General features: G+C 38.4%; 16 protein-coding genes, 1 pseudogene and 1 other annotated feature. Of the genes and pseudogenes, 15 read left to right on the forward strand and 2 right to left on the reverse strand.

Features of this window, described 5'->3' with window-relative positions; all coding sequences use genetic code 11:
* Positions 1 to 342: 342 nt before the first annotated feature.
* From ACGHCK_RS08180 to ACGHCK_RS08215, 8 genes and pseudogenes are all read left to right on the forward strand, one after another.
* A complete protein-coding gene (locus ACGHCK_RS08180; RefSeq protein ID WP_202231132.1) occupies positions 343 to 789 on the forward strand; it encodes a DUF3290 domain-containing protein in 447 nt (148 codons plus the stop codon).
* Between the two features lie 13 nt (positions 790 to 802).
* A complete protein-coding gene (locus ACGHCK_RS08185) occupies positions 803 to 1,438 on the forward strand; it encodes a DUF421 domain-containing protein (protein ID WP_202231131.1) in 636 nt (211 codons plus the stop codon).
* Between the two features lie 63 nt (positions 1,439 to 1,501).
* Positions 1,502 to 1,645, forward strand: a pseudogene (locus ACGHCK_RS08190) (FusB/FusC family EF-G-binding protein); the annotation flags it as partial.
* A gap of 33 nt (positions 1,646 to 1,678) precedes the next feature.
* Positions 1,679 to 1,852: a binding site (T-box leader), on the forward strand.
* Between the two features lie 90 nt (positions 1,853 to 1,942).
* On the forward strand, positions 1,943 to 4,585 hold the full coding sequence (locus ACGHCK_RS08195; RefSeq protein ID WP_251422097.1) for a valine--tRNA ligase: 2,643 nt from the start codon (positions 1,943 to 1,945) through the stop codon (positions 4,583 to 4,585).
* A gap of 148 nt (positions 4,586 to 4,733) precedes the next feature.
* Positions 4,734 to 6,083, forward strand: coding sequence for a glucose-6-phosphate isomerase (locus ACGHCK_RS08200; protein ID WP_251422100.1), 1,350 nt, complete (start codon positions 4,734 to 4,736; stop codon positions 6,081 to 6,083).
* Between the two features lie 91 nt (positions 6,084 to 6,174).
* Positions 6,175 to 6,714: a 16S rRNA (guanine(966)-N(2))-methyltransferase RsmD gene (gene rsmD, locus ACGHCK_RS08205; RefSeq protein WP_202231128.1), complete on the forward strand. Its 540-nt coding sequence runs from the start codon at positions 6,175 to 6,177 to the stop codon at positions 6,712 to 6,714.
* On the forward strand, positions 6,704 to 7,201 hold the full coding sequence (coaD, locus tag ACGHCK_RS08210) for a pantetheine-phosphate adenylyltransferase (RefSeq protein WP_202231127.1): 498 nt from the start codon (positions 6,704 to 6,706) through the stop codon (positions 7,199 to 7,201). The genes rsmD and coaD overlap by 11 nt, the downstream gene beginning before the upstream one ends.
* A complete protein-coding gene (locus ACGHCK_RS08215) occupies positions 7,191 to 8,234 on the forward strand; it encodes a SepM family pheromone-processing serine protease (RefSeq protein ID WP_202231126.1) in 1,044 nt (347 codons plus the stop codon). The genes coaD and ACGHCK_RS08215 overlap by 11 nt, the downstream gene beginning before the upstream one ends.
* Before the next feature lie 162 nt (positions 8,235 to 8,396).
* On the opposite strand, the gene adhE is transcribed toward ACGHCK_RS08215, so the two are convergent.
* Both adhE and ACGHCK_RS08225 read right to left on the reverse strand, forming a co-directional pair.
* Complete coding sequence (adhE, locus tag ACGHCK_RS08220) at positions 8,397 to 11,096, reverse strand: bifunctional acetaldehyde-CoA/alcohol dehydrogenase (protein ID WP_202231125.1); 2,700 nt, start codon at positions 11,094 to 11,096, stop codon at positions 8,397 to 8,399.
* Positions 11,097 to 11,251: 155 nt separating this feature from the next.
* Positions 11,252 to 12,292: a lactonase family protein gene (locus ACGHCK_RS08225; protein ID WP_202231124.1), complete on the reverse strand. Its 1,041-nt coding sequence runs from the start codon at positions 12,290 to 12,292 to the stop codon at positions 11,252 to 11,254.
* Between the two features lie 268 nt (positions 12,293 to 12,560).
* On the opposite strand from ACGHCK_RS08225, the gene rpsB reads away from it, so the two are divergent.
* From rpsB to yqeH, 7 genes are all read left to right on the forward strand, one after another.
* Positions 12,561 to 13,334: a 30S ribosomal protein S2 gene (gene rpsB / locus ACGHCK_RS08230; RefSeq protein ID WP_202231123.1), complete on the forward strand. Its 774-nt coding sequence runs from the start codon at positions 12,561 to 12,563 to the stop codon at positions 13,332 to 13,334.
* Positions 13,335 to 13,411: 77 nt separating this feature from the next.
* Positions 13,412 to 14,440: a translation elongation factor Ts gene (gene tsf, locus ACGHCK_RS08235; protein ID WP_251422103.1), complete on the forward strand. Its 1,029-nt coding sequence runs from the start codon at positions 13,412 to 13,414 to the stop codon at positions 14,438 to 14,440.
* A gap of 220 nt (positions 14,441 to 14,660) precedes the next feature.
* Positions 14,661 to 16,391, forward strand: a complete 1,731-nt coding sequence (gene ezrA / locus ACGHCK_RS08240; protein WP_251422106.1) for a septation ring formation regulator EzrA — start codon at positions 14,661 to 14,663, stop codon at positions 16,389 to 16,391.
* A gap of 554 nt (positions 16,392 to 16,945) precedes the next feature.
* Positions 16,946 to 17,704, forward strand: coding sequence for an alpha/beta fold hydrolase (locus ACGHCK_RS08245; protein ID WP_251422109.1), 759 nt, complete (start codon positions 16,946 to 16,948; stop codon positions 17,702 to 17,704).
* An 88-nt stretch (positions 17,705 to 17,792) separates the two neighbouring features.
* A complete protein-coding gene (locus ACGHCK_RS08250) occupies positions 17,793 to 17,987 on the forward strand; it encodes a hypothetical protein (RefSeq protein WP_202231684.1) in 195 nt (64 codons plus the stop codon).
* 278 nt (positions 17,988 to 18,265) lie between these two features.
* Positions 18,266 to 18,790 carry an SA1002 family membrane protein gene (locus ACGHCK_RS08255; protein ID WP_251422112.1) on the forward strand — a complete coding sequence of 175 codons (525 nt, stop codon included), beginning with the start codon at positions 18,266 to 18,268 and terminating at the stop codon, positions 18,788 to 18,790.
* A gap of 780 nt (positions 18,791 to 19,570) precedes the next feature.
* Positions 19,571 to 20,677 (forward strand): ribosome biogenesis GTPase YqeH, encoded by a 1,107-nt coding sequence (gene yqeH, locus ACGHCK_RS08260; protein ID WP_202231526.1) that lies wholly within the window; start codon positions 19,571 to 19,573, stop codon positions 20,675 to 20,677.

Raw genomic sequence — 20,677 nt, forward strand, 5'->3', positions numbered from 1 at the left:
ATCTTACTGTCTGCCTTAAGTTCTACTTTCAACTTTTACAAAGAGTTGACATTTTTCAAAATGGAAATAAGCTTCAATTTGCTTTAGCTAAAAACTTATTAAATGCTGTTTCTAACCGATTGAGCGTTTTTAACGATGCTTTTTTGATATACATAATAATTCCTAGCATCAATGAAAAAACAAAAGCTCTGCTCTTTGAGCTGTGCTGGTTCGAATTGGCGGGATAAGAAAAAATGCCTTATTACAAATTAGGGCATTTTTGGAATAAAGCATTTATTAATGAAGAATTTGAAGTATTTTAAATCACGATCTGATTTTAATAATTTCGTATAGGAGCATTATATGAACTTTTATGATATCGAATTTTTGAAATCACAATCAGGAATAAATGATTATATCAGATATATTTTTATATTTGCAAGTCTTACAGTACTCGTCATTATATTCAGTATCTATATTAGACACAAAATAAAAACTAAATATCGAGATTTAAGTATAATTCTTTTGTTATTTATTATTTTAGAACTAGGGATACAATATTCTAATTATATAGGATTTCAATCAAAACAGAACCAATCCTCGCAAATGGTCGCTTTTATTGAGAATGTAGCTAAAAACCAAAAGGTAGATATAGATAAGGTTTTAGTTAATTCTACTCAATTTGCTGATGGAATAATTGTAAAAATTGATGATAAATATTACTCAGTTAACTTAAATCCTGATCAGAAGACATATACGTTTGTAGAAAGTTATTTGATTAATCCCCAAAATAATGAAATGAAAAAATAGATTGTGAGAAGGTATGTTACTTTACAGTTCGATAATTTTAAAATTCTCTTTAGGTATTATTTGTCTTATTATTCAAATAAACATAATGGGAAAAGGAAATTTAGCGCCGGCCTCTGCAATGGATCAAGTTCAAAATTATGTTTTAGGTGGAATAATTGGGGGAGTTATTTATAATGACTCTATTACAGTTTTACAATTTATACTTGTTTTAATTATTTGGACGCTTTTGGTATTGATTTTAAAGTTTTCAAAAGAACATAATCGATATATAAAATTACTAGTAGATGGTCGCCCATTAACCTTAATAAAAGACGGAAATATCAGAGTTGAGGAGTGTTTGAAAAATGGTATTTCTGCTAATGACTTGATGTTCAAACTTCGTTCCAACGGTATCTATAAAATTGATAATGTAAAACGTGCTATTTTAGAACAAAACGGTCAGCTGACATTAATTGAATTTGGAGAAGAAAATGTTAAATATCCTCTTATTGTAGATGGTCAAGTGAATCTAGATGTTCTAGAAGTTATTGATAAAAATGCTGAATGGGTTGAATCGCAAATTTTAGAACAAGGCTATAACAAAATTGGTGAAATATATTTAGGTGAATATATCTCTGGGGAACTTAAGTTGTATGGCTACAATGACTAGTCAAGGAAAGGTTATTCCTCCAGATTTTTACAGAAAATAAAGCGAAGAGGCTTTTCCTTCTAGTTTTTAGCGACCACTAAAAGGGGTGCTGATGGGACCTATACTAAAAATGGCACATATATTTGTGTCGATAGTGTGAACTGTAATCGACAAATGCAAAAAATAGAAGGTTTAGAGCATTTCTTAGAGATAATCAAAGAACGCTAAGTGACCTTGCAAAAAACGGACAAATCTGATAGAATAAAAGCACTAAATGAGGAGTAACAAGTCTAATCTTTGAGAGAGAAATCGGTGGCTGCGAGATTTCAGATGAAGCTTGTGAAGGTTGCATTGAGGTCAGTTAAATAAAAATTAAGTGTCTGCTTTTATAAAAAAGCAGGAATTTAGGTGGTACCGCGCGTGAGCGTCCTATTTTGGATGTTTGGCGTGGTATTTTTTATTGACATAACTTATGCAGCTCTCCCTCAACCTCATCAACTGTTTTCATACCGAAAGGAAAAATAAATGACAGAAGAATTATCAACAAAGTTTAACCCTGCTGAAGTCGAAGCAGGACGCTATGAAAAATGGCTCGAACAAGGTGTTTTTGCACCTTCAGGTGACAAAAAAGCAAAACCCTACAGCATCGTTATTCCACCACCAAACGTAACCGGTAAGCTCCACTTGGGACATGCTTGGGATACGACTTTGCAAGACATTATCATTCGTCAAAAACGCATGCAAGGTTTTGATACTCTCTGGTTGCCAGGAATGGACCACGCAGGTATTGCAACGCAAGCCAAAGTGGAAGCGCGTTTAGCAGAAGAAGGTATTTCCCGTTATGACTTGGGCCGTGAGAAATTCTTGGAAAAGGTCTGGGAATGGAAAGACGAATACGCTGAAACCATCCATCAACAATGGGGTAAAATGGGTATCTCTGTTGACTACAATCGCGAGCGTTTTACGCTTGACGAAGGTTTATCTGCCGCAGTCCGCAAAGTTTTTGTTGAACTTTACAAAAAAGGTTGGATTTACCGTGGCGAGTTTATTATTAACTGGGACCCAAAAGCCATGACGGCACTCTCAGATATTGAAGTTATCCATAAGGACGTCGAAGGTGCCTTCTATCACATTACTTACCCTTTGGCAGATGGTTCAGGCGCGCTTGAAGTAGCGACAACGCGTCCAGAAACTTTCTTTGGAGACACTGCTGTTGCTGTTAACCCTGCAGATGAACGTTATGCCAAATACATCGGTCAAAGTGTTGTTCTCCCTATCATTAACAAAGAAATTCCTATTGTTGGTGACGAACACGCAGACATGGAAAAAGGGACAGGTGTGGTTAAAATTACGCCCGCCCATGATCCTAACGACTTCTTGGTTGGCCAACGTCATAACTTGCCACAAGTTAATGTGATGAATGCTGACGGTACAATGAACGAGCTCACAGGCGAGTTTAATGGCATGGATCGCTTTGAAGCCCGTGAAGCCATCATTAAAAAATTAGATGAGCTCGGTAACTTAGTTAAAGTTGAGAAAATGATGCACTCCGTTGGGCATTCAGAACGTACAGGTGTAATGGTTGAGCCCCGCTTGTCGACACAATGGTTCGTTAAGATGGAAGAGTTGGCTAAAAATGCAATCGCAAATCAAAAAACAGAAGATGCGGTTGAGTTTTACCCTCCACGTTTTAACGACACTTTCCTTCAATGGATGGAAAACGTACACGACTGGGTTATTTCACGTCAACTCTGGTGGGGACATCAAATCCCTGCATGGTACAACGAAGCTGGTGAAATGTATGTCGGTGAGGAAGCCCCAGAAGGCGAAGGTTGGGTACAAGATGAAGACGTACTTGACACTTGGTTCTCCTCTGCTTTATGGCCTTTCTCAACTATGGGTTGGCCGGATGAAAAGGCAGAAGACTTCCAACGTTACTTCCCTACAACGACCTTGGTTACGGGCTATGACATCATCTTCTTCTGGGTGTCACGTATGATTTTCCAATCCCTTGAGTTTACAGGAAAAGCACCATTTAATAATGTGCTTATCCATGGCTTGATTCGTGATGAAGAGGGACGCAAAATGTCCAAATCTTTGGGGAATGGTATTGACCCAATGGATGTGATTGAAAAATATGGTGCAGATGCCTTGCGTTGGTTCTTATCCAATGGTTCAGCTCCAGGACAAGATGTGCGTTTTAGCTACGACAAAATGGATGCAGCTTGGAATTTCATCAATAAGATATGGAATGTTTCACGCTATATCCTGATGAATGCAGGGGATATCACAGCAGAAGAAATTTCTGCTCATCTTGACCAAGTGGCAGAGAAAACAGCAGGTAATGTTACCGATCGCTGGATTCTCACACGCTTGAATGATACAATTGCGCGTGTTACGGAACAAATGGATAAATTTGAGTTTGGTGTTGCAGGTCATATTCTGTATAACTTCATTTGGGATGAGTTTGCCAACTGGTACCTTGAGTTGACCAAGGAAGTAATGTTTGGCGATGATGAAGCAGAAAAAGACGTTACACGTTCAGTGCTTGTGCATGTCCTTGATCAAGTGCTCCGCCTCTTGCACCCAATCATGCCTTTCTTCACAGAGGAAATCTTCGAAAAACTTCCGACAGCTGAAGGCAAATCTATTGTGGTATCTGAATATCCAGAAGTACATCCAGAATTTGATGATGCAGAAGCTGGAGATGGTGTTGCCATGCTTATTGAAATTATTACCGCTGTACGTAATATTCGTGCGGAAGTGAATACGCCTTTATCAAAAGCCGTGCCAATGATGATCAAATCAGACAAGGAAGACTTCTTGAACAAGGTGGCGCCTTATATCAGACGTTTCACTAATCCAAGCGAGTTAACTATTGCAGCGGATGTGGCAGCACCAGAACAAGCCATGTCAGCAGTTGTTACTGGTGCAGAAATTTACCTTCCATTAGCAGGCTTGATTAATATCGAGGAAGAAATTGCTCGCCTTAATAAAGAGCTAGACAAATGGCAAAAAGAACTCGATATGGTTAACCGTAAGCTTTCTAATGAAAAATTTGTGGCAAATGCCAAAGCAGAAGTTGTAGATAAAGAACGTGCTAAACTAGCAGACTATCAAGAGAAGTTTGAGAGCACTCAAGCCCGTATTGAAGAGTTACAAAAATAGTCTATGAGTCATAGAAAAGTTCCTAATTGTGGGAACTTTTTCTTTTTGGTATAGATAGATTTGCAATATCTTAAATTTTCATTTCTTGTTAAAGCTGTGAAAAAGTGATAAAATAAACAAAGAAAAAAACTCTAAGGAGAGATATAAGATGGCACATATTAAATTTGACTATTCTAAATTGAAACCATTTGTGGCTGATAAAGAGCTTGACGAAATTCAATGGCAAGTTGACGGCGCAGATAAACTTCTTCGTGAAGGAACTGGTGCGGGTTCTGACTTCATCGGTTGGTTAGATCTTCCAGAAGACTATGATAAAGAAGAGTTTGCTCGTATCCAAAAAGCAGCAAGTAAAATTCAATCTGATTCAGAAGTTCTTATCGTTATCGGTATTGGTGGTTCATACCTCGGTGCCCGCGCTGCAATTGATTTCTTGAACAACAGCTTTGTTAACCTCCAATCAAAAGAAGAACGTAAAGCACCACAAATTCTTTATGCAGGAAATTCAATTTCTTCAAGCTATCTTTCAGACTTGGTAGAATATGTTGCAGATAAAGATTTCTCTGTTAATGTTATCTCTAAATCAGGGACAACAACTGAACCAGCAATTGCCTTCCGTGTCTTTGAAGAACTTTTGGTTAAAAAATATGGCCGTGAAGAAGCAAATAAACGTATCTATGCCACAACAGATAAAGAAAAAGGTGCCGTTAAAGTTAATGCTGATGCAAACAACTGGGATACTTTTGTTGTTCCAGACTCAGTTGGTGGACGTTTCTCAGTTTTGACAGCTGTGGGTCTCTTGCCTATCGCAGCATCAGGTGCTGATATCACAGCCCTTATGGAAGGTGCTAACGCAGCGCGTAAAGAATATACAGCTACAGACGTACGTAAAAATGATGCATACGCTTATGCAGCACTTCGTAATATTCTTTACCGCAAGGGTAAACTTTCAGAAATCTTGATTAACTATGAGCCATCATTGCAATACTTCTCAGAATGGTGGAAACAATTGGCGGGTGAATCTGAAGGTAAAGACCAAAAAGGTATTTACCCAACATCAGCAAACTTCTCAACAGATTTGCACTCATTGGGTCAATTTATCCAAGAAGGTACACGTTCTGTATTTGAAACAGCTATCCGTGTTGAAAAACCACGCAAGAATATCACTATCCCTGAGCTTGAAGCAGATCTTGATGGTCTTGGCTATTTGCAAGGTAAAGATGTTGACTTCGTCAATAAAAAAGCAGCTGATGGTGTGCTCCTTGCTCATACAGATGGTGGTGTGCCAAACATGATCGTTACTTTGCCTGAGCAAGATGAATTCACTTTAGGTTACACTATCTACTTCTTTGAGCTTGCAATTGCAATCTCTGGTTACTTGAACGGTATCAACCCATTTGACCAACCAGGTGTTGAAGCTTACAAACGTAACATGTTTGCGCTTCTTGGTAAACCAGGATTTGAAGAATTGAGTGCAGAATTGAACGCACGCCTTAATTAAGGAATAATCCTATAAAAAGTCATTATTCTTTGAATCATGGCTTTTTTACTGCTCTTGGGGAAGAACTCTATCAGTGTGCTATAATAAAGCAATGAGAGTTGTAGCAGGAAATTACGGTGGTAGACCACTGAAGACATTGGCAGGAAAAACAACGCGTCCAACGACGGACAAAGTCAAGGGTGCAATTTTTAATATGATAGGCCCTTATTTTGAAGGTGGTCGGGTCTTGGATTTGTTCTCAGGTTCAGGTTCACTTGCTATCGAAGCTGTCTCACGTGGGATGGCCAGTGCTGTAATGGTTGAAAAAGACCGTTCAGCACAGTTGGTGATTGCAGAAAATATCAAGATGACAAAAGAAGAGGAAAAATTTCAACTTTTGAAGATGCCAGCAGAGCGTGCCTTAGCTCGTCTTTCTGGACAGTTTGATTTGGTTTTGCTTGATCCTCCGTATGCGAGAGAAAGTATTGTTGCTAATCTAGAAGAAATGCAGAAAAAAGACTTGTTGGCAGATGACGTTATCGTTGTTTGTGAAACAGATAAAGAAGTTACACTTCCGGAAAGAGTGGGACAACTGTCCTTGCGTAAAGAAAAAGTATATGGAATTTCAAAGGTAACCATCTATGAAAGATAAAATCGGTTTATTTACGGGTACTTTTGACCCAGTCACAAAAGGCCATCTTGATATCGTTGAACGTGCCAGCAAGCTTTTTGACAAGCTTTATATCGGTATTTTTAAAAACGAAGCTAAAAATCCTTTGTTTAGTTTAGAAGAACGTGTAGCCCTCATCGAAAAAGCCTTAGCAGATTTACAATTAACTAATGTGGAAGTGATTGCACATGCGAATGATTTGACTGTGAATATTGCGAAGGAACTAGAAGTAACGGCACTTGTGCGTTCCGTTCGCAATGCGGCTGATTTAGACTACGAGAAAAATATGATTTACTTTAACCGTGAAATGACGGGAGTGGAAACTATTCTATTGACCGCAAAACCAGAACTCGAAAATATTAGTTCTACACGGATGCGTGAGCTCTATCACTTTGGACAAGACCTAAGCCAATGGCTGCCAGAAAATGTTATTAAAGCACTGAATGGAAAAAAATCAAATGAAAAATGAAGATGTCAAAAATAAACGTAAGCTCAAACTTTTTTTATCTATAGGAATTCCGCTTGTATTTATCATAGGGCTGTTTTTCCCTTTGCCGTATTACATTGAGCAACCAGGTGGAGCAATACCGGTCAATCAAATGGTTGAAGTTTCAGGGACAAAGGATGAACATAAAGGAAATTTCTACCTGACTACGGTTGAAATGGTTCGAGCTAATGCGGCGAATATGCTTTATTCGATGTCTGATCCATTTGCTACTGTTTTAAGTAGCCAAGAAATGACAGGAGGATTGACAAACCAGCAATTTGACTTGGTTAATCAATTTTATATGCAGACTGCGCAAAATACTGCGATTTATCAAGCTTTCAAGCTGGCGGGGAAGCCTTATGAAATGAAGTACCAAGGAGTTTACGTACTTAGCATAAGTGAGGATTCAACTTTTAAAAATGACCTGCAGCTTTCTGATACGATAACAGAAGTTAATGGTAAAACATTCAAGTCTTCAGCAGACATGATAAAATATGTTGCTCAACAAAAGGTGGGCGATAATGTAACAATTAAATATACACGGATGGATGGTAGCCAACATGAAGCAACTGGAAAATATATTAAGTTGAGCAATGGCAAGACGGGCATTGGTATCGGCTTGGTTGATCATACAGAGGTTGTAACTCATCCTCAAGTAAAAATTGATGCAGGCTCGATTGGTGGTCCAAGCGCTGGAATGATGTTTACTCTGGAAATCTATAGTCAGATTACGGGCAAAGATTTGCGGCGAGGCAGAGAAATAGCAGGTACTGGGACGATAAACGAAGACGGAAGTATCGGTCAGATTGGTGGCGTTGATAAAAAGGTTGCAACAGCCAGTCAAGAGGGAGCTAAAATCTTCCTCTGCCCAGATGAAACAGCTGAACAGGCAAAAGCCTCTGGTACAACGAATAACTATACAGATGCCGTAGCAGCAGCTAAAAAGTTGAATACAGACATGAAAATCGTACCTGTCAAGACCATCCAAGAGGCCCTAGATTATCTTGAAAAATAGGTTCTGTGTACTCTATGGTGGTAGCTGAAAATTTATTGCCACTTTTTGTAGAGAAAGCGGAGAAATTCGGGAGCTACAATGTTTTTCGTGGTGAGTAGCCACACTAAATGTTATAGCGACCAAATAAACTAAAAAAAGCTGTGGATAACAGCTTTTTTTGGTTTAATATTGGTCTTGCAAGAGCGCTTTAAGCTCATCAATACTTGGTTGACGTGGGTTACCTGGTGTGCATTGGTCATCGTAAACAAGGTTTGCTAACTTATCAAGTTCGCGTTCTAAATGGTTTTTATCGACACCATTACCTGAAAGTGTGATATCAATATCAATGCTGTCTGTCAATTTCTTGATTTCCTTAATAAGCTTGTCAACCAGTTCGGCATTGTCTTTGCCTGTTAAACCAATATAGCGTGCAATTTCGGCGTAGTCTTCTTGGGCACGATAGATTTCATAACGTGGATATGGTGTACGCTTAACATTTCCTGTTACAGCGTTAAATTTGATAACGTGCGGCATAGCGATAGCAATAGCTAAACCATGTGGCAATTCAAACTCGCCGCCGACTTTGTGCGCTAAGGAGTGGTTGATACCGAGAAATGCATTAGCAAAAGCCATACCAGCTAAGGTTGCAGCGTTGTGCATATTTGCGCGTGCCATCTGTCCTTCTTTGGAAGGTTTTGAAGGGTCATAGTGGTAAGAAGTGGTTAAATTTTCAAAGATTAATTTGATTGCACGAAGTGATAGAGGTTTAGTATAGTCTGAAGCCATGACTGAAACGTAAGATTCGAGTGCATGACTGAGTGCATCGATACCTGACCAAGCGACTGTACGTTTTGGCACAGTCATAACAAACTCAGGGTCAACAATGGCCACTTGAGGTGTAAGTTGATAATCCGCTAAGGGATATTTAACATGTGTTTCGTCATCAGTGATGACAGCAAATGGTGTTACCTCAGAGCCTGTCCCCGAAGTAGTTGGAATACATACCAGTTGAGTTTGGTCTTGATGTGGGAATTTGACGATACGTTTACGGATATCGATGAATTTTTGGGCCAGTTGCTCAAAAAGGGCTTTCAATGCGATATCGTCATTAAGGTCAACTTCCCCGCGAACGGAATACTCATAAATCAAACGGCCGATTTTGGCTGCATCAAGCGGAGAACCACCACCAAGAGCAATAACGGTATCTGGTTTGAAGTCATCCATTTGACGTGCAATCTCGATTGCCTGAGATAATGTAGGGTCTGGTTTTACAGAACCGTAGATAGTTGTTTGTACCTGTGTGTCACGAACAGCGAGTTGCTCAAGCATGTGATCAACAAAGCCAAACTGTAACATCCCGTGATCTGTGACAACAAAGGCACGTTTTATATCAGGCATTTCTTGCAAATAAGAGATTGAGTTGTTTTCGTAGTAGATTTCTTTTGGCAGACGAACCCATTGTGGGCGATTACGACGACGTGCCACTGTTTTAATATTCAATAGATCATATGTACTCAAGTTGTGTGAAATTGAATTTTTACCCCATGAACCAGTTCCGAGCGTCAATGATGGACGCATTGCATCAGTATAAATATCGCCAACACCGCCAATAGAGTCAGGCTGGTTAACCAAGATACGTGCAGCACCAATGGCATCTGCATATTCTTTAACAAATGGATCATCCTGAGCACCAATTTGGATGGCAGCATTGTGCCCTGCGCCCTGATAGTCTAAAAGTTTTTGAACGATTTCGATAGCATTTTTACGTGAGGTAGATTTGTAGAGGGACAGAAGTGGACTGAGTTTTTCAGAGGACAGTGCTTCTCCGATATTTTTTTCATCAAGTTCAAAGAGTAGGACATCTTTGCCCTTAGGGACTTTTACGCCAGCTTGTTCAGCAATCCAAGGTCCAGGACGTCCAGCAACAGGACCCGTTACACCAAAGCCTTCGCCAGCACGTTCAACAAAGACAAATTTTTCAATTGCTTTATAGTCTTTCTTAGGTACTTTATAAGCACCGTGTGCCTGGAGTTTTTCAAGAAACTCATCATAAATTTCTTCAGCAATAACAGCAGAATTTTCTGTGGCACAAATCATGCCATTGTCAAAACGCTTAGAGAGCAGAAGGTCTTCAACAGCGCGATCGACATTTGCGGTTGCATCAACAAAGACAGCACCATTACCTGCACCGACTCCTAGTGAAGGATTACCAGATTTCAGAGCGGCATTAACCATTCCTGGACCACCTGTGGCTAAGATTGAAGCAATACCCTGATTCTGTATGAGTGCTGTTGTATTATAGAGACTAGGTTCTTCAATCCATTGGATAAAGTTTTCTGGAGCTCCTGCTTTCAGAGCAGCATCATAGACGATACGTGCAGCATGTGAAGAGCAATTTTGAGCTTGTGGATGGAAGGCAAAAACGATAGCGTTGCGTGTTTTTGCCGTTAAAAGTGATTTGAAGATAGTTGTTGAGGTAGGGTTAGTCGTAGGCACAATCCCGGCAAGGACACCAAGAGGAGCTGCGATTTCAACTGAACCGTTAACCTTGTTTTCGCTAATTACTCCAACAGTTTTATCGTTTTTTATTGAGTTATAAACAGACTCTGAAGCAAAGCGGTTTTTAGTATCCTTGTCTTCAACAATGCCGCGACCAGTTTCCTTATGTGCTTCGTGAGCGAGTTCCAGAGAATGCTCACTAGCTGCCAAAGCCATAGCTGCAACAATTTTATCAACCTGTGCTTGAGTATAACCTTCAAAATGCAGAGCGGCTTGATGGGCTTTTTTCACAAGAGTATCTGTGTATTGCTCTGCTTTTTCTAAGAGTACAGCCTTATCAGTTGCTGTTATTTCTTTCTTCGTCTTTGTGTTTGGGGTTGTCATATAAAATTTCTCCTTTGTGAAATTTATCACGTTATTATTTTAACAAAGTTTGAACGCGGTGTCAAATTGTATTGTGCAAAAAAATACAATGTTGTGTTAGCGAAATAATATTCACATTTTAATGATAGAAAAACCGCCTTATTTGGCGGTTTGGTTTAGAGGGTTGGAAGGACACAAGTGCCTTCTGGACTATAAAAATCTTTTTGTTTCAGTGTAAGTAGTCCTGTTGTACGATTGCGGCGGAAAAGACTAAGGTTATCGCTGTCTTGATGGGCCACGATAATAAAGTCTTCTGTGCTATTGAAGTTAAAGTCGCGAGGTGTTTTACCTTCTGTTTTTACAATGTCTTCCAGAGTAATTTTCGTTCCTAAAGGACTGACACTGAAGACAGCGATTGAATCATGCCCGCGGTTTGAGGCATAGAGGAATTTACCATCAGATGAAAGACGCAGCGCAGCAGCGCTTTTGACACCCTCAAAATCAGCAGGCAGTGTACTGAGGGTTTCTAGAGCTGCAAAACGTCCTTTTTCTTCATTGTAGCTAAGCACTGTTACAGTGGAAGAAAATTCACCAATAGCATAAGCAACTTTACCGTTAGGGTGGAAGGTCAGGTGACGAACGCCAGTTCCAGTAGGCATGCGATATAGGGTAGCGATAGAAAGCTTGCCATCTTCCCCCACAACGTCATATACAGTGATTTCGTCCGTTCCTAAATCACAAGTAACCAAGCGACCATCTGGTGTAAGATCTGCATAGTGAACATGTGGGCGTTCTTGACCTGGGTGTCCGTTTGAGCCTTCCCCTTCATGTTTTACAGTATCTGTTAAAAGGAGTGAACCATTTTTTTGGATTTTATAGACACGAATTTCTCCCAGATGATAGTTGGCACCATAAACAAGACCGCGTTTATCGTCAACAGAAACATAACAAAGAGGGGCTCCAACACTCGTGACATAATTTAAAAGTTCTGCTTTCCCCCTTTTATAAGTTAAAGCGGCGATGCCACCACCATTTTCATCTGCAGCACAGCTATAGAGATGCTGTTTCTTTCTATCTAGAGCAATATAGGTCGCATTTTGAACATGTGCAACTTCTTTTAGATTAGAAAGTTCTTCCTTGACAACATCTAAGTCGAAACTGTATATTCCCTTTGATTCACGTTTAGTATATCCACCCACTAGAATTTTTTCCCGCATAGTTTAGCTCCTTTTACATTTAATATTCGTATAATTATTTTATCATAAAGGAGCGTTTTCAGGAAGTTAAATCTCTCACGTTTTATGCATCTACGAGAAACTTAGGTAAAAAAGAGGACTTGCAATATGAGGAAGATTAGTATATAATATTACTGTTGCTCTCGGGCGATAATCTCACATTTTGACTTGACGATGTCGTAGTGCACAGGTGTAGCGGCATAGGGTGAGAGTCAAAAGAGGAAAAACTATTTTAAAAGGAGACATTAATATGTCAGTTATTTCAATGAAACAACTTCTTGAAGCTGGTGTTCACTTCGGTCACCAAACGCGCCGTTGGAACCCAAAGATGAAACCATACATCTTTACAGAACGTAACGGTATCCACGTTATCGACCTTCAAAAAACAGTTAAACTTGTTGACGATGCTTACAACTATGTACGTAACGCTTCAGCTGAAGGTGCTGTAGTCCTTTTTGTTGGTACTAAAAAACAAGCTTCAGAAGCTGTTAAAGAAGAAGCACTTCGTGCTGGTCAATACTATGTAAATCACCGTTGGCTTGGTGGTATGCTTACGAACTGGAACACTATCCAAAAACGTGTGGCACGCCTTAAAGCAATCAACAAAATGGAAGAAGACGGAACTTTCGATGTTTTACCTAAGAAAGAAGTTGTCCTTTTGAACAAAGAACGCGAACGTCTTGAAAAATTCATCGGTGGTATTGCTGACATGCCTCGCATCCCAGATGTGATGTACGTTGTTGACCCACACAATGAACAAATCGCTATCCAAGAAGCTCAAAAATTGGGAATTCCAGTTGTAGCTATGGTTGATACAAATGCTGACCCAGATCCAATCGACGTTATTATCCCAGCAAACGATGATGCTATCCGTGCAGTTAAGTTGATTACTGCTAAAATGGCTGATGCTGTCATCGAAGGGCGTCAAGGTGAAGATGCAGCAGAAGAAGAACTTACAGCGAAAGATACTGCAGCTTCAGAAGAGTCACTTGAAGAACTTGCTGAAATCGTTGAAGGCAAATAATTTGTAATGAATAATACAGGCGAGGCCCTACGCCTCCCTGTTTTTTTATAAAATATAATAATTAGGAGAATTATACAATGGCAGTAACAGCAGCTCAAGTTAAAGAATTGCGCGAAAAAACTGGTGCAGGTATCATGGATGCTAAACGTGCACTTGTTGAAACTGATGGAAATATGGAAGCAGCCGCTGAGCTTCTTCGTGAAAAAGGTATTGCTAAAGCTGAGAAAAAAGCTGACCGTATCGCCGCTGAAGGCTTGACAGGTATCGCCGTAAATGGTAATACTGCAGCACTTATCGAGTTGAACTCAGAAACAGACTTCGTTGCTAAAAACGAACAATTCGTTGCTATCGTAAAAGAAACAGCTGAACTTATTGCAGAGAAAAAACCTGCAACTAATGAAGAGGCTTTAGCTTTGACAACTGCAGAGGGCATCAGTCTTGAAGATTCTTATACACAAGCAACAGCGACAATTGGTGAAAAAATTTCATTCCGTCGTTTCCAACTTATCGAAAAAACAGATGAGCAAACATTTGGTGTTTACCAACACAACCAAGGGCGTATTGGTGTAGTCGCAGTTATTGAAGGTGGTGATGCAGAGCTTGCTAAGGCTGTTGCAATGCATATCGCTGCGATGAACCCAACTGTTCTTTCTTACAAAGAATTGGACGCTGAGTTTGTTCACGATGAGTTAGCTAAAATGAACCACAAAATCGATGAAGACAACGAAAGCCGCAAATTGGTTAACAAACCAATGCTTCCACATCTTGCATACGGTTCACGCAGCCAGTTGACTGAAGAGGTTCTTGCTAAGGCTGAAGCAGAAATGAAAGAAGAACTTTTGGCAGAAGGTAAGCCAGAAGCAATCTTAGGTAAAATCATTCCAGGTAAACTTGCAAAATACATTATCGACAACACTAAAGTTGACCAAGCCTACACGCTTCTTGGCCAACTCTACATCATGGATGACAGTAAAACTGTAGAAGCTTTCCTTGAATCTAAAGGTGCTAAAGTAGTAGCCTTTGTACGCTATGAAGTTGGCGAAGGTATCGAGAAGGCTGAAAATAATTTTGCAGCAGAAGTTGCGGAAGCAGCAGGACTTGCTTAATTTCTAAAAAGGAGGGGTGGCTTTAGAGGCTGCTCTTTTTTCTTCCTTCCATTGTTTGAGTAGGCTTTGACAAGCCAGTATTCTTATATTGCATGTATTCTAAAAAATGTAGAAAAGTGATGTAAAAACAAATATAATGTGCTATAATAAAGAGTGAAACTTTGTATTTAAAAATGAGTTTAAATAAAAAGATAAAATTACCTAAAGTTTTGGAGAGATAATGTCAAGTACAATAATTATTCTTTTGGGCGTTCTCGTAGTGATTGTCGTTGGATTCTATGTTTTTTCAATGGTAATGCGTAAGAAAACAGAAAATCGTATTCTTGAGTTGGAAGAACGTAAGGAATTACTTTTTGATTTACCCGTGCAAGAAGAATTAGATGCTGTCAAGAAAATGCATTTAGTTGGACAATCGCAAACAATTTTCCGCGAATGGAATCAAAAATGGATTGATTTATCGTCGGACTCATTTGCTGATTTGGAAAATCATATTTTTGAAGCTGAACAGTTGAATGATTCCTTCCATTTTTTCCGTGCGCGTGAGTCGGCAGATGATAGTGAAGCACAGATTGAGGTCATGGAATCAGAGGTTGAAGCGATTCGTGCAGGTGTGGCAGAGTTGGTTGAGCAGGAAAAACGTAATTCGACAAAAATCCAAGAATCTTTAGACTTATACGAAACATTACGCGATGAGATTACAGACAATCAAGAAAAGTACGGTACAGTTATTGATGAAATTAATCGTCATTTAGCAAATATCGAAACAGAGTTTTCACAGTTTGTTACGCTTAACTCCACTGGAGATCCGATTGAGGCGGCAGAAGTACTAGAAACTGCAGAAGAACACACCATTGCTTTACGTGCTATTACGGAAAAAATTCCGTCTCTTTTAGCTGTTGTAGACAAAGAATTACCAAAACAAATTGAAGATTTAGAAGAAACAATTCATAAATTTGAAGAAGAGGATTATGTACTTCCTCCAAGTGTCAATCTTGAGAATGAAAGACAGGCCGTTCAAAAGGATATAGAGGAAGCGAAAGCTCTTCTTGATAGCTTTGAACTTGAGGCGACTGAGGCACGTATCGCTTCAATCAATAATCGTATCAATGGTGTGTATGACATCTTTGAGCGTGAATATAAAGCGCGTCGCAGTGTTGAAAAGCGTGTCAATATCCTCAAAAGCTACATTGAGCACACGCGTGCAAATAATAAAGCGCTTTTGTTGGAGATTGATCATACTATGCAGTCCTACTTGCTCTCTGATAATGAAAAGGCTGCCGTACGTAGTTACTCAGAACACCTTGATATCCTTGAAGGAGAGGTTGATAGTGTGTTAGAGGCTGTAAAAGAAAAACAAAAGCCTTATTCAGCTTTGGGCAATAATGTAAATTCAATTATTGATGCTTTGGAAGACATTGAAAAGAATCAAATCAGCATCAGTGAGGGGCTTGCTAACTTACGTGAGCGAGAAAAAGTTGCCCAAGAAGCTGCGGATGACTTTGACTCAGAATTACGCATTATTAAACGTTATGTGGAAAAACGTAATCTTCCAGGTTTACCAAAAGATTATTTAGATCTCTTTTTCGCTACAAGTGAGCGTCTGGAGGCTCTGTTCAAAGAGTTAGGTAAAGTACGTATTAACATAGATGTTGTCAATCATCAACTTGATACATCTACTCAGGATATGGAAGCCCTGAAGGATGCAACAGACGACTTAGTCGATCATGCTGTTCTTGCAGAGCAGTTGATGCAATACGCCAACCGTTACAAGGCAAGTGATGAGCGTGTTTCTGGTGCTATTGCTCGCAGCTTGCAACTCTTTGATCGTGCCCGAAACTATGATGGTGCCTTCAATGAAATCTCGAACGCTTTAGAAATGGTTGAGCCTGGTGCGGTTGAACGTATCGCTAAGGTTTATCATAATCATAAAGAAAAACCAGACTATCGTTAGTGGTTTGATAAAAAACATAAGGAAGCTTACGTTTTTTAATTTTCCTTGATTTTTTATTCAGTCTAGCAATAAACAAAAAGAAGCGAACAAGGGGGCGAATAGTTATATAGGTCTATGGCTTAAAGGGAGGTACAATGCATGAGATAGAGGATTTTGAAAAAGTAAATTTGAAACTAATCAAGCAGAAGAAAGAACTACCGAACTATAGTTTGTTTAGCTATTTTTTGCCTTGTGGATTTTCGAAAAAAGCGGTATATGATGCGCTATTCATATAACTTCAAAGGCTTTAGAGTTGTTGACAGTACGGCAAACAGAATGATAAAATTGCGAGAAAATAACGATTTTCGCTGGGGACAATCCAAAAAATCTGTTTTTAGAAAGGCACAGATATGAAAAAGCTTTAGTATCAGTGGGGATTTTAGTTTCCACAGTTATTCTCATTGTTCCAAGTATTGGAGAGAATTTTTATAGGGATAAGTGTGATGAAATCTTATGAAACTGACCTTGGTAATGTGGTATAATGAGAAAGATAAATTAGAATGCGAGGAGGGGAAATGAGAGAGTACAAAATTAAAGGAACGAATTATAAAATCCGTTATAATGATTTTTCTGGCGAACTGACACCTATTATTTTTATACATGGTTTAGGATGTGCAGGTTCTTTTGATTACGTGGAAGTGGCCTCTATTCTAAAATCTAAACACCGAATAATTCTAATTGATTTATTGGGGGCAGGGTATAGTGACAAGCCACTATCTTTTAAATATACAGTTGCTTCACATGCCAAATATTTACAGGAATTCACTGAAGATCTTAACTTGGAAAAAATGATTGTGTTTGGGCATAGCTTAGGCGGAGCCATAGCGATAGAGTTGTGTAATTTGTTAAAAGATAGAGTTCAAACCCTAATACTTAGTGAAGCTAATTTAGATCCAAGCAGTCCAGATTCAGCAAGTTTTGAAATTGCTAATTTTGATGAAGATGATTTGGATAGTACTTTCGAAAGAAAGCTCACAGAGTATGAAAAGTTAGGAAATACAATGTGGGTAGCTACTTTAAGAAACTGGTTGCCAAAAGCTGCTTTTGAAATTTCTACCAATGCAGTTAGCGGCGGAAGAACATCGTGGAGAGAGCTTTTATACGACTTTGAATTTCCGAAATATTTTATTTTTGGGGAGAAATCATTGCCTGATGCGGATTTTGAAAAACTAAAAGAACACGGTGTGAAAATTGAAGTTGTTCCAAACGCCGGGCACTCAATGGCTTGGGAAAATCCTAATGGTTTTGCCCAAGTTATAAAAAGGTGCTTATAATATTCTATAATTAAATTGTTCTGAACAAGAGATGCTTGCAAAAGTAAGTATCTTTTTTATACTAATCTCTTAAAAGAGAGGATTTTAAGTGGTAGATAATCTAAAAGCTGAAGGTGCAGGAGTATTTCTCGATATCGTGAATGTTATCGGTCAAAGAACGGGTATTAGAATGGATGCGTTGGCGTGTGGCATATTAGCAAACAGCGCATCACTTCAGAAACTTAGATTTTCTGCAAGAGATTCAGCTAACTTCTTAGGCAATGTTGAGATACTTAGTGAATGAAAAGAAGACCAAGGCTACCATACATTAATTTAGGTTAAAGAAATAGTTTTATGACAGATATTTATTTTTAAATATCGAATCAAATTTATAAAATAAATAATTGCTGAATTCGAGTTTGTTTAGCAATTTTTACGTTGTATATTTTTTCAAGAACTAGCCCATGATCAGCAGTTATTTGATTTTGAAGATTGACCGTACAGAAGATGGGATAATAGAATGCTGCTGTGAGAAATGTATTATAAACATAGACAAATTTTTTTAGTTGAGGAGATATTAGTTTGGTATCAGTAATCTTATTTTTAATAATTATTTTTTCTGGGAAAATATTTGGTTTTCCTAAAAATAAAAGTTTAGATATAATAAAAGCTATAGCAATCGTATTTATAGAAACAATAATTGCATCAATCTTATTTTTGGGAATGAATTTACTTAATACATGGTCTGCCTTTAGTTCTGTCATGTTAGAAAGCCTAAATTCTCTGTTTGAAATTATACTTTTATTTGCAATTATCAATGGCTATATATTATATTGGATAAATAGGTGGGCTTTTAAAACATTTAACATTAGTAAAGAGATTCAAACTTTATGTGAGTATATTATTCAATGGTCTTTAATATATTGCACGATATATCAAATTTTGTTTGATGAAATAATAAAACCTTTTAGTGACAAGAATTCCTTTAAAGATGTGTTAAGTTTAGATGTAGTGGAACCGTCAGAATTATTATTTCTAGTTCTACCTGCTTTAATTTCAATATGGATATCAATTATAGCTTATAAGCATTTTAATGATGAATTATAAGGTGTTTTATCAAATATTTATTCTTGAATGAAGATAAAAGGGAACTTAGGAAGTTCAAAACTCCTAAGTTTTCTTGTTCTGGAGAGACTCTCACCTCCTTCACATTAGACAGAATTTTTTATTTTATGGTTCGTGCTATAGAGTACCGTAAGGTTTGCCGGGCTATATTGTACATGGAATATAAACAAAAACAGCGTAGGAAAATGTTATAATACAAAGTATGCACACTTTTTTTGCTTGAGAAGCAAGGAGAAAAATGTTTTGATAATCATCAAGGGAAATGGTGACAAGTAACTGTTACCAGTAATCCGAAAAGTCAAGTATCACAGTTAGAAGCTAAAAATAGGTTTTCGAAGAAGAGTGAGAAAAAGACAAAAGAAGGTGCAGCGGGTAAAAAAGAAATTTTATCAACAGTTCAAGATTTATTTGATGATGGCGAATTATAAGGGATTAAGAATTAAAGGTATCCTTTCTAATAGTAGAAATGAAAGTTCCTATTAAAGGGATAATAGAACGAGTGGGATGTCCATATGAAAAGAAGAAGCCACAAATTTATAGTCACGCAACTAAAAATATGCAAAGTAGTTTATTAAGTCAATTGAATGATTTTTTTAACTAACCAAAAAGTGAAGGAGATAGGAGAAACACACAGAAAGTTATTGATTTTTAAAACTTCTGAGTAATACTCTGATGTAGAAATATAAGGAGTTAGAGGTAAATGAAGGAGAATAAAAGCTTGAAATGTGTTAAAATAAGCCTATGAATGAAACTGAAAATATTATGGAAGAATTGCACTGTATTGGTTGCGGTGCACGGATTCAAACGGAAGATAAAAATGTCTTGGGTTTCTTGCCTGCAGGAGCGCTTGCAAAAAGAGGAGAAGATGATGCACTCTACTGCCAGCGCTGTTTCCGCCTTCGTCATTATAATGAAATCGCTGATGTCAGTTTGACAGACGATGATTTTTTACGTCTTTTGAGCGAAATAGGTGAGCACGATGCGTTAATTGTGAATGTTGTTGACATTTTTGATTTCAACGGTTCTCTAATCCCAAGCTTACATCGTTTTACCGGCAATAATGACCTTCTCTTGGTGGCAAACAAGAAAGATATTTTGCCACATTCCTTGAAAGTTGGTAAACTGAGCGCTTGGCTCAAAGAGCAAGCAAAGCGTGCGGGCCTTCGTCCCCTTGATGTTCTTGTAACCTCAGCTAAAAATCAAGATGATGTTAGAGAGCTCATGGAAAAAATTGAGAAGATGCGCAAGGGTCGTGATGTTTATGTGGTTGGTGTAACAAATGTGGGAAAATCTACATTAATCAACGCCATTATCAAGCTGGTCACAGGTGATGACAATGTGATTACAACCAGCCGTTTCCCAGGAACAACTTTGGATAAGATTGAAATTCCTCTTGATGATGAGAGCTTGTTGATTGATACACCGGGGATTATTCACCGTGGGCAAATGGCACATTATCTCGAAGCGAAAGACCTGAAACTCGTTTCGCCTAAAAAAGAAATCAAACCTAAAACTTACCAACTTAATGCAGGACAAACTCTATTTTTAGGGGGCCTTGCACGTTTTGACTATATACAAGGTGAAAAACAAGGTCTTACCGTTTTTTGTGATAATGAATTAGACATTCATCGTACAAAATTGGCAGGTGCTACTGAATTTTATGAAAAACATGCGGGGGGGTTACTTCAACCGCCACGTGCGAAAAATCTTTCAGACTTCCCCAAGCTCATCCGTAAAGAATTTTCTGTCAAAGAAAAATCAGATATTGTTTTCTCTGGTCTAGGATGGATTCGAGTTGCGGAACGTGGTGTTGTTGCAGCATGGGTACCAGAGGGTGTTGATGTGGTCCTACGTAAGGCATTGGTATAA

The organism is Lactococcus muris, from assembly GCF_042849115.1.
GTDB lineage: Bacteria > Bacillota > Bacilli > Lactobacillales > Streptococcaceae > Lactococcus > Lactococcus muris.

Excerpts from the sequence above, each read along its gene's own strand:
- ACGHCK_RS08180 (WP_202231132.1), top strand. The coding sequence starts at position 343 with ATGAACTTTTATGATATCGAATTTTTGAAATCACAATCAGGAATAAAT.
- ACGHCK_RS08185 (WP_202231131.1), top strand. The coding sequence starts at position 803 with ATGTTACTTTACAGTTCGATAATTTTAAAATTCTCTTTAGGTATTATT.
- ACGHCK_RS08195 (WP_251422097.1), top strand. The coding sequence starts at position 1,943 with ATGACAGAAGAATTATCAACAAAGTTTAACCCTGCTGAAGTCGAAGCA.
- ACGHCK_RS08200 (WP_251422100.1), top strand. The coding sequence starts at position 4,734 with ATGGCACATATTAAATTTGACTATTCTAAATTGAAACCATTTGTGGCT.
- rsmD (WP_202231128.1), top strand. The coding sequence starts at position 6,175 with ATGAGAGTTGTAGCAGGAAATTACGGTGGTAGACCACTGAAGACATTG.
- coaD (WP_202231127.1), top strand. The coding sequence starts at position 6,704 with ATGAAAGATAAAATCGGTTTATTTACGGGTACTTTTGACCCAGTCACA.
- ACGHCK_RS08215 (WP_202231126.1), top strand. The coding sequence starts at position 7,191 with ATGAAAAATGAAGATGTCAAAAATAAACGTAAGCTCAAACTTTTTTTA.
- adhE (WP_202231125.1), bottom strand. The coding sequence starts at position 11,096 with ATGACAACCCCAAACACAAAGACGAAGAAAGAAATAACAGCAACTGAT.
- ACGHCK_RS08225 (WP_202231124.1), bottom strand. The coding sequence starts at position 12,292 with ATGCGGGAAAAAATTCTAGTGGGTGGATATACTAAACGTGAATCAAAG.
- rpsB (WP_202231123.1), top strand. The coding sequence starts at position 12,561 with ATGTCAGTTATTTCAATGAAACAACTTCTTGAAGCTGGTGTTCACTTC.
- tsf (WP_251422103.1), top strand. The coding sequence starts at position 13,412 with ATGGCAGTAACAGCAGCTCAAGTTAAAGAATTGCGCGAAAAAACTGGT.
- ezrA (WP_251422106.1), top strand. The coding sequence starts at position 14,661 with ATGTCAAGTACAATAATTATTCTTTTGGGCGTTCTCGTAGTGATTGTC.
- ACGHCK_RS08245 (WP_251422109.1), top strand. The coding sequence starts at position 16,946 with ATGAGAGAGTACAAAATTAAAGGAACGAATTATAAAATCCGTTATAAT.
- yqeH (WP_202231526.1), top strand. The coding sequence starts at position 19,571 with ATGGAAGAATTGCACTGTATTGGTTGCGGTGCACGGATTCAAACGGAA.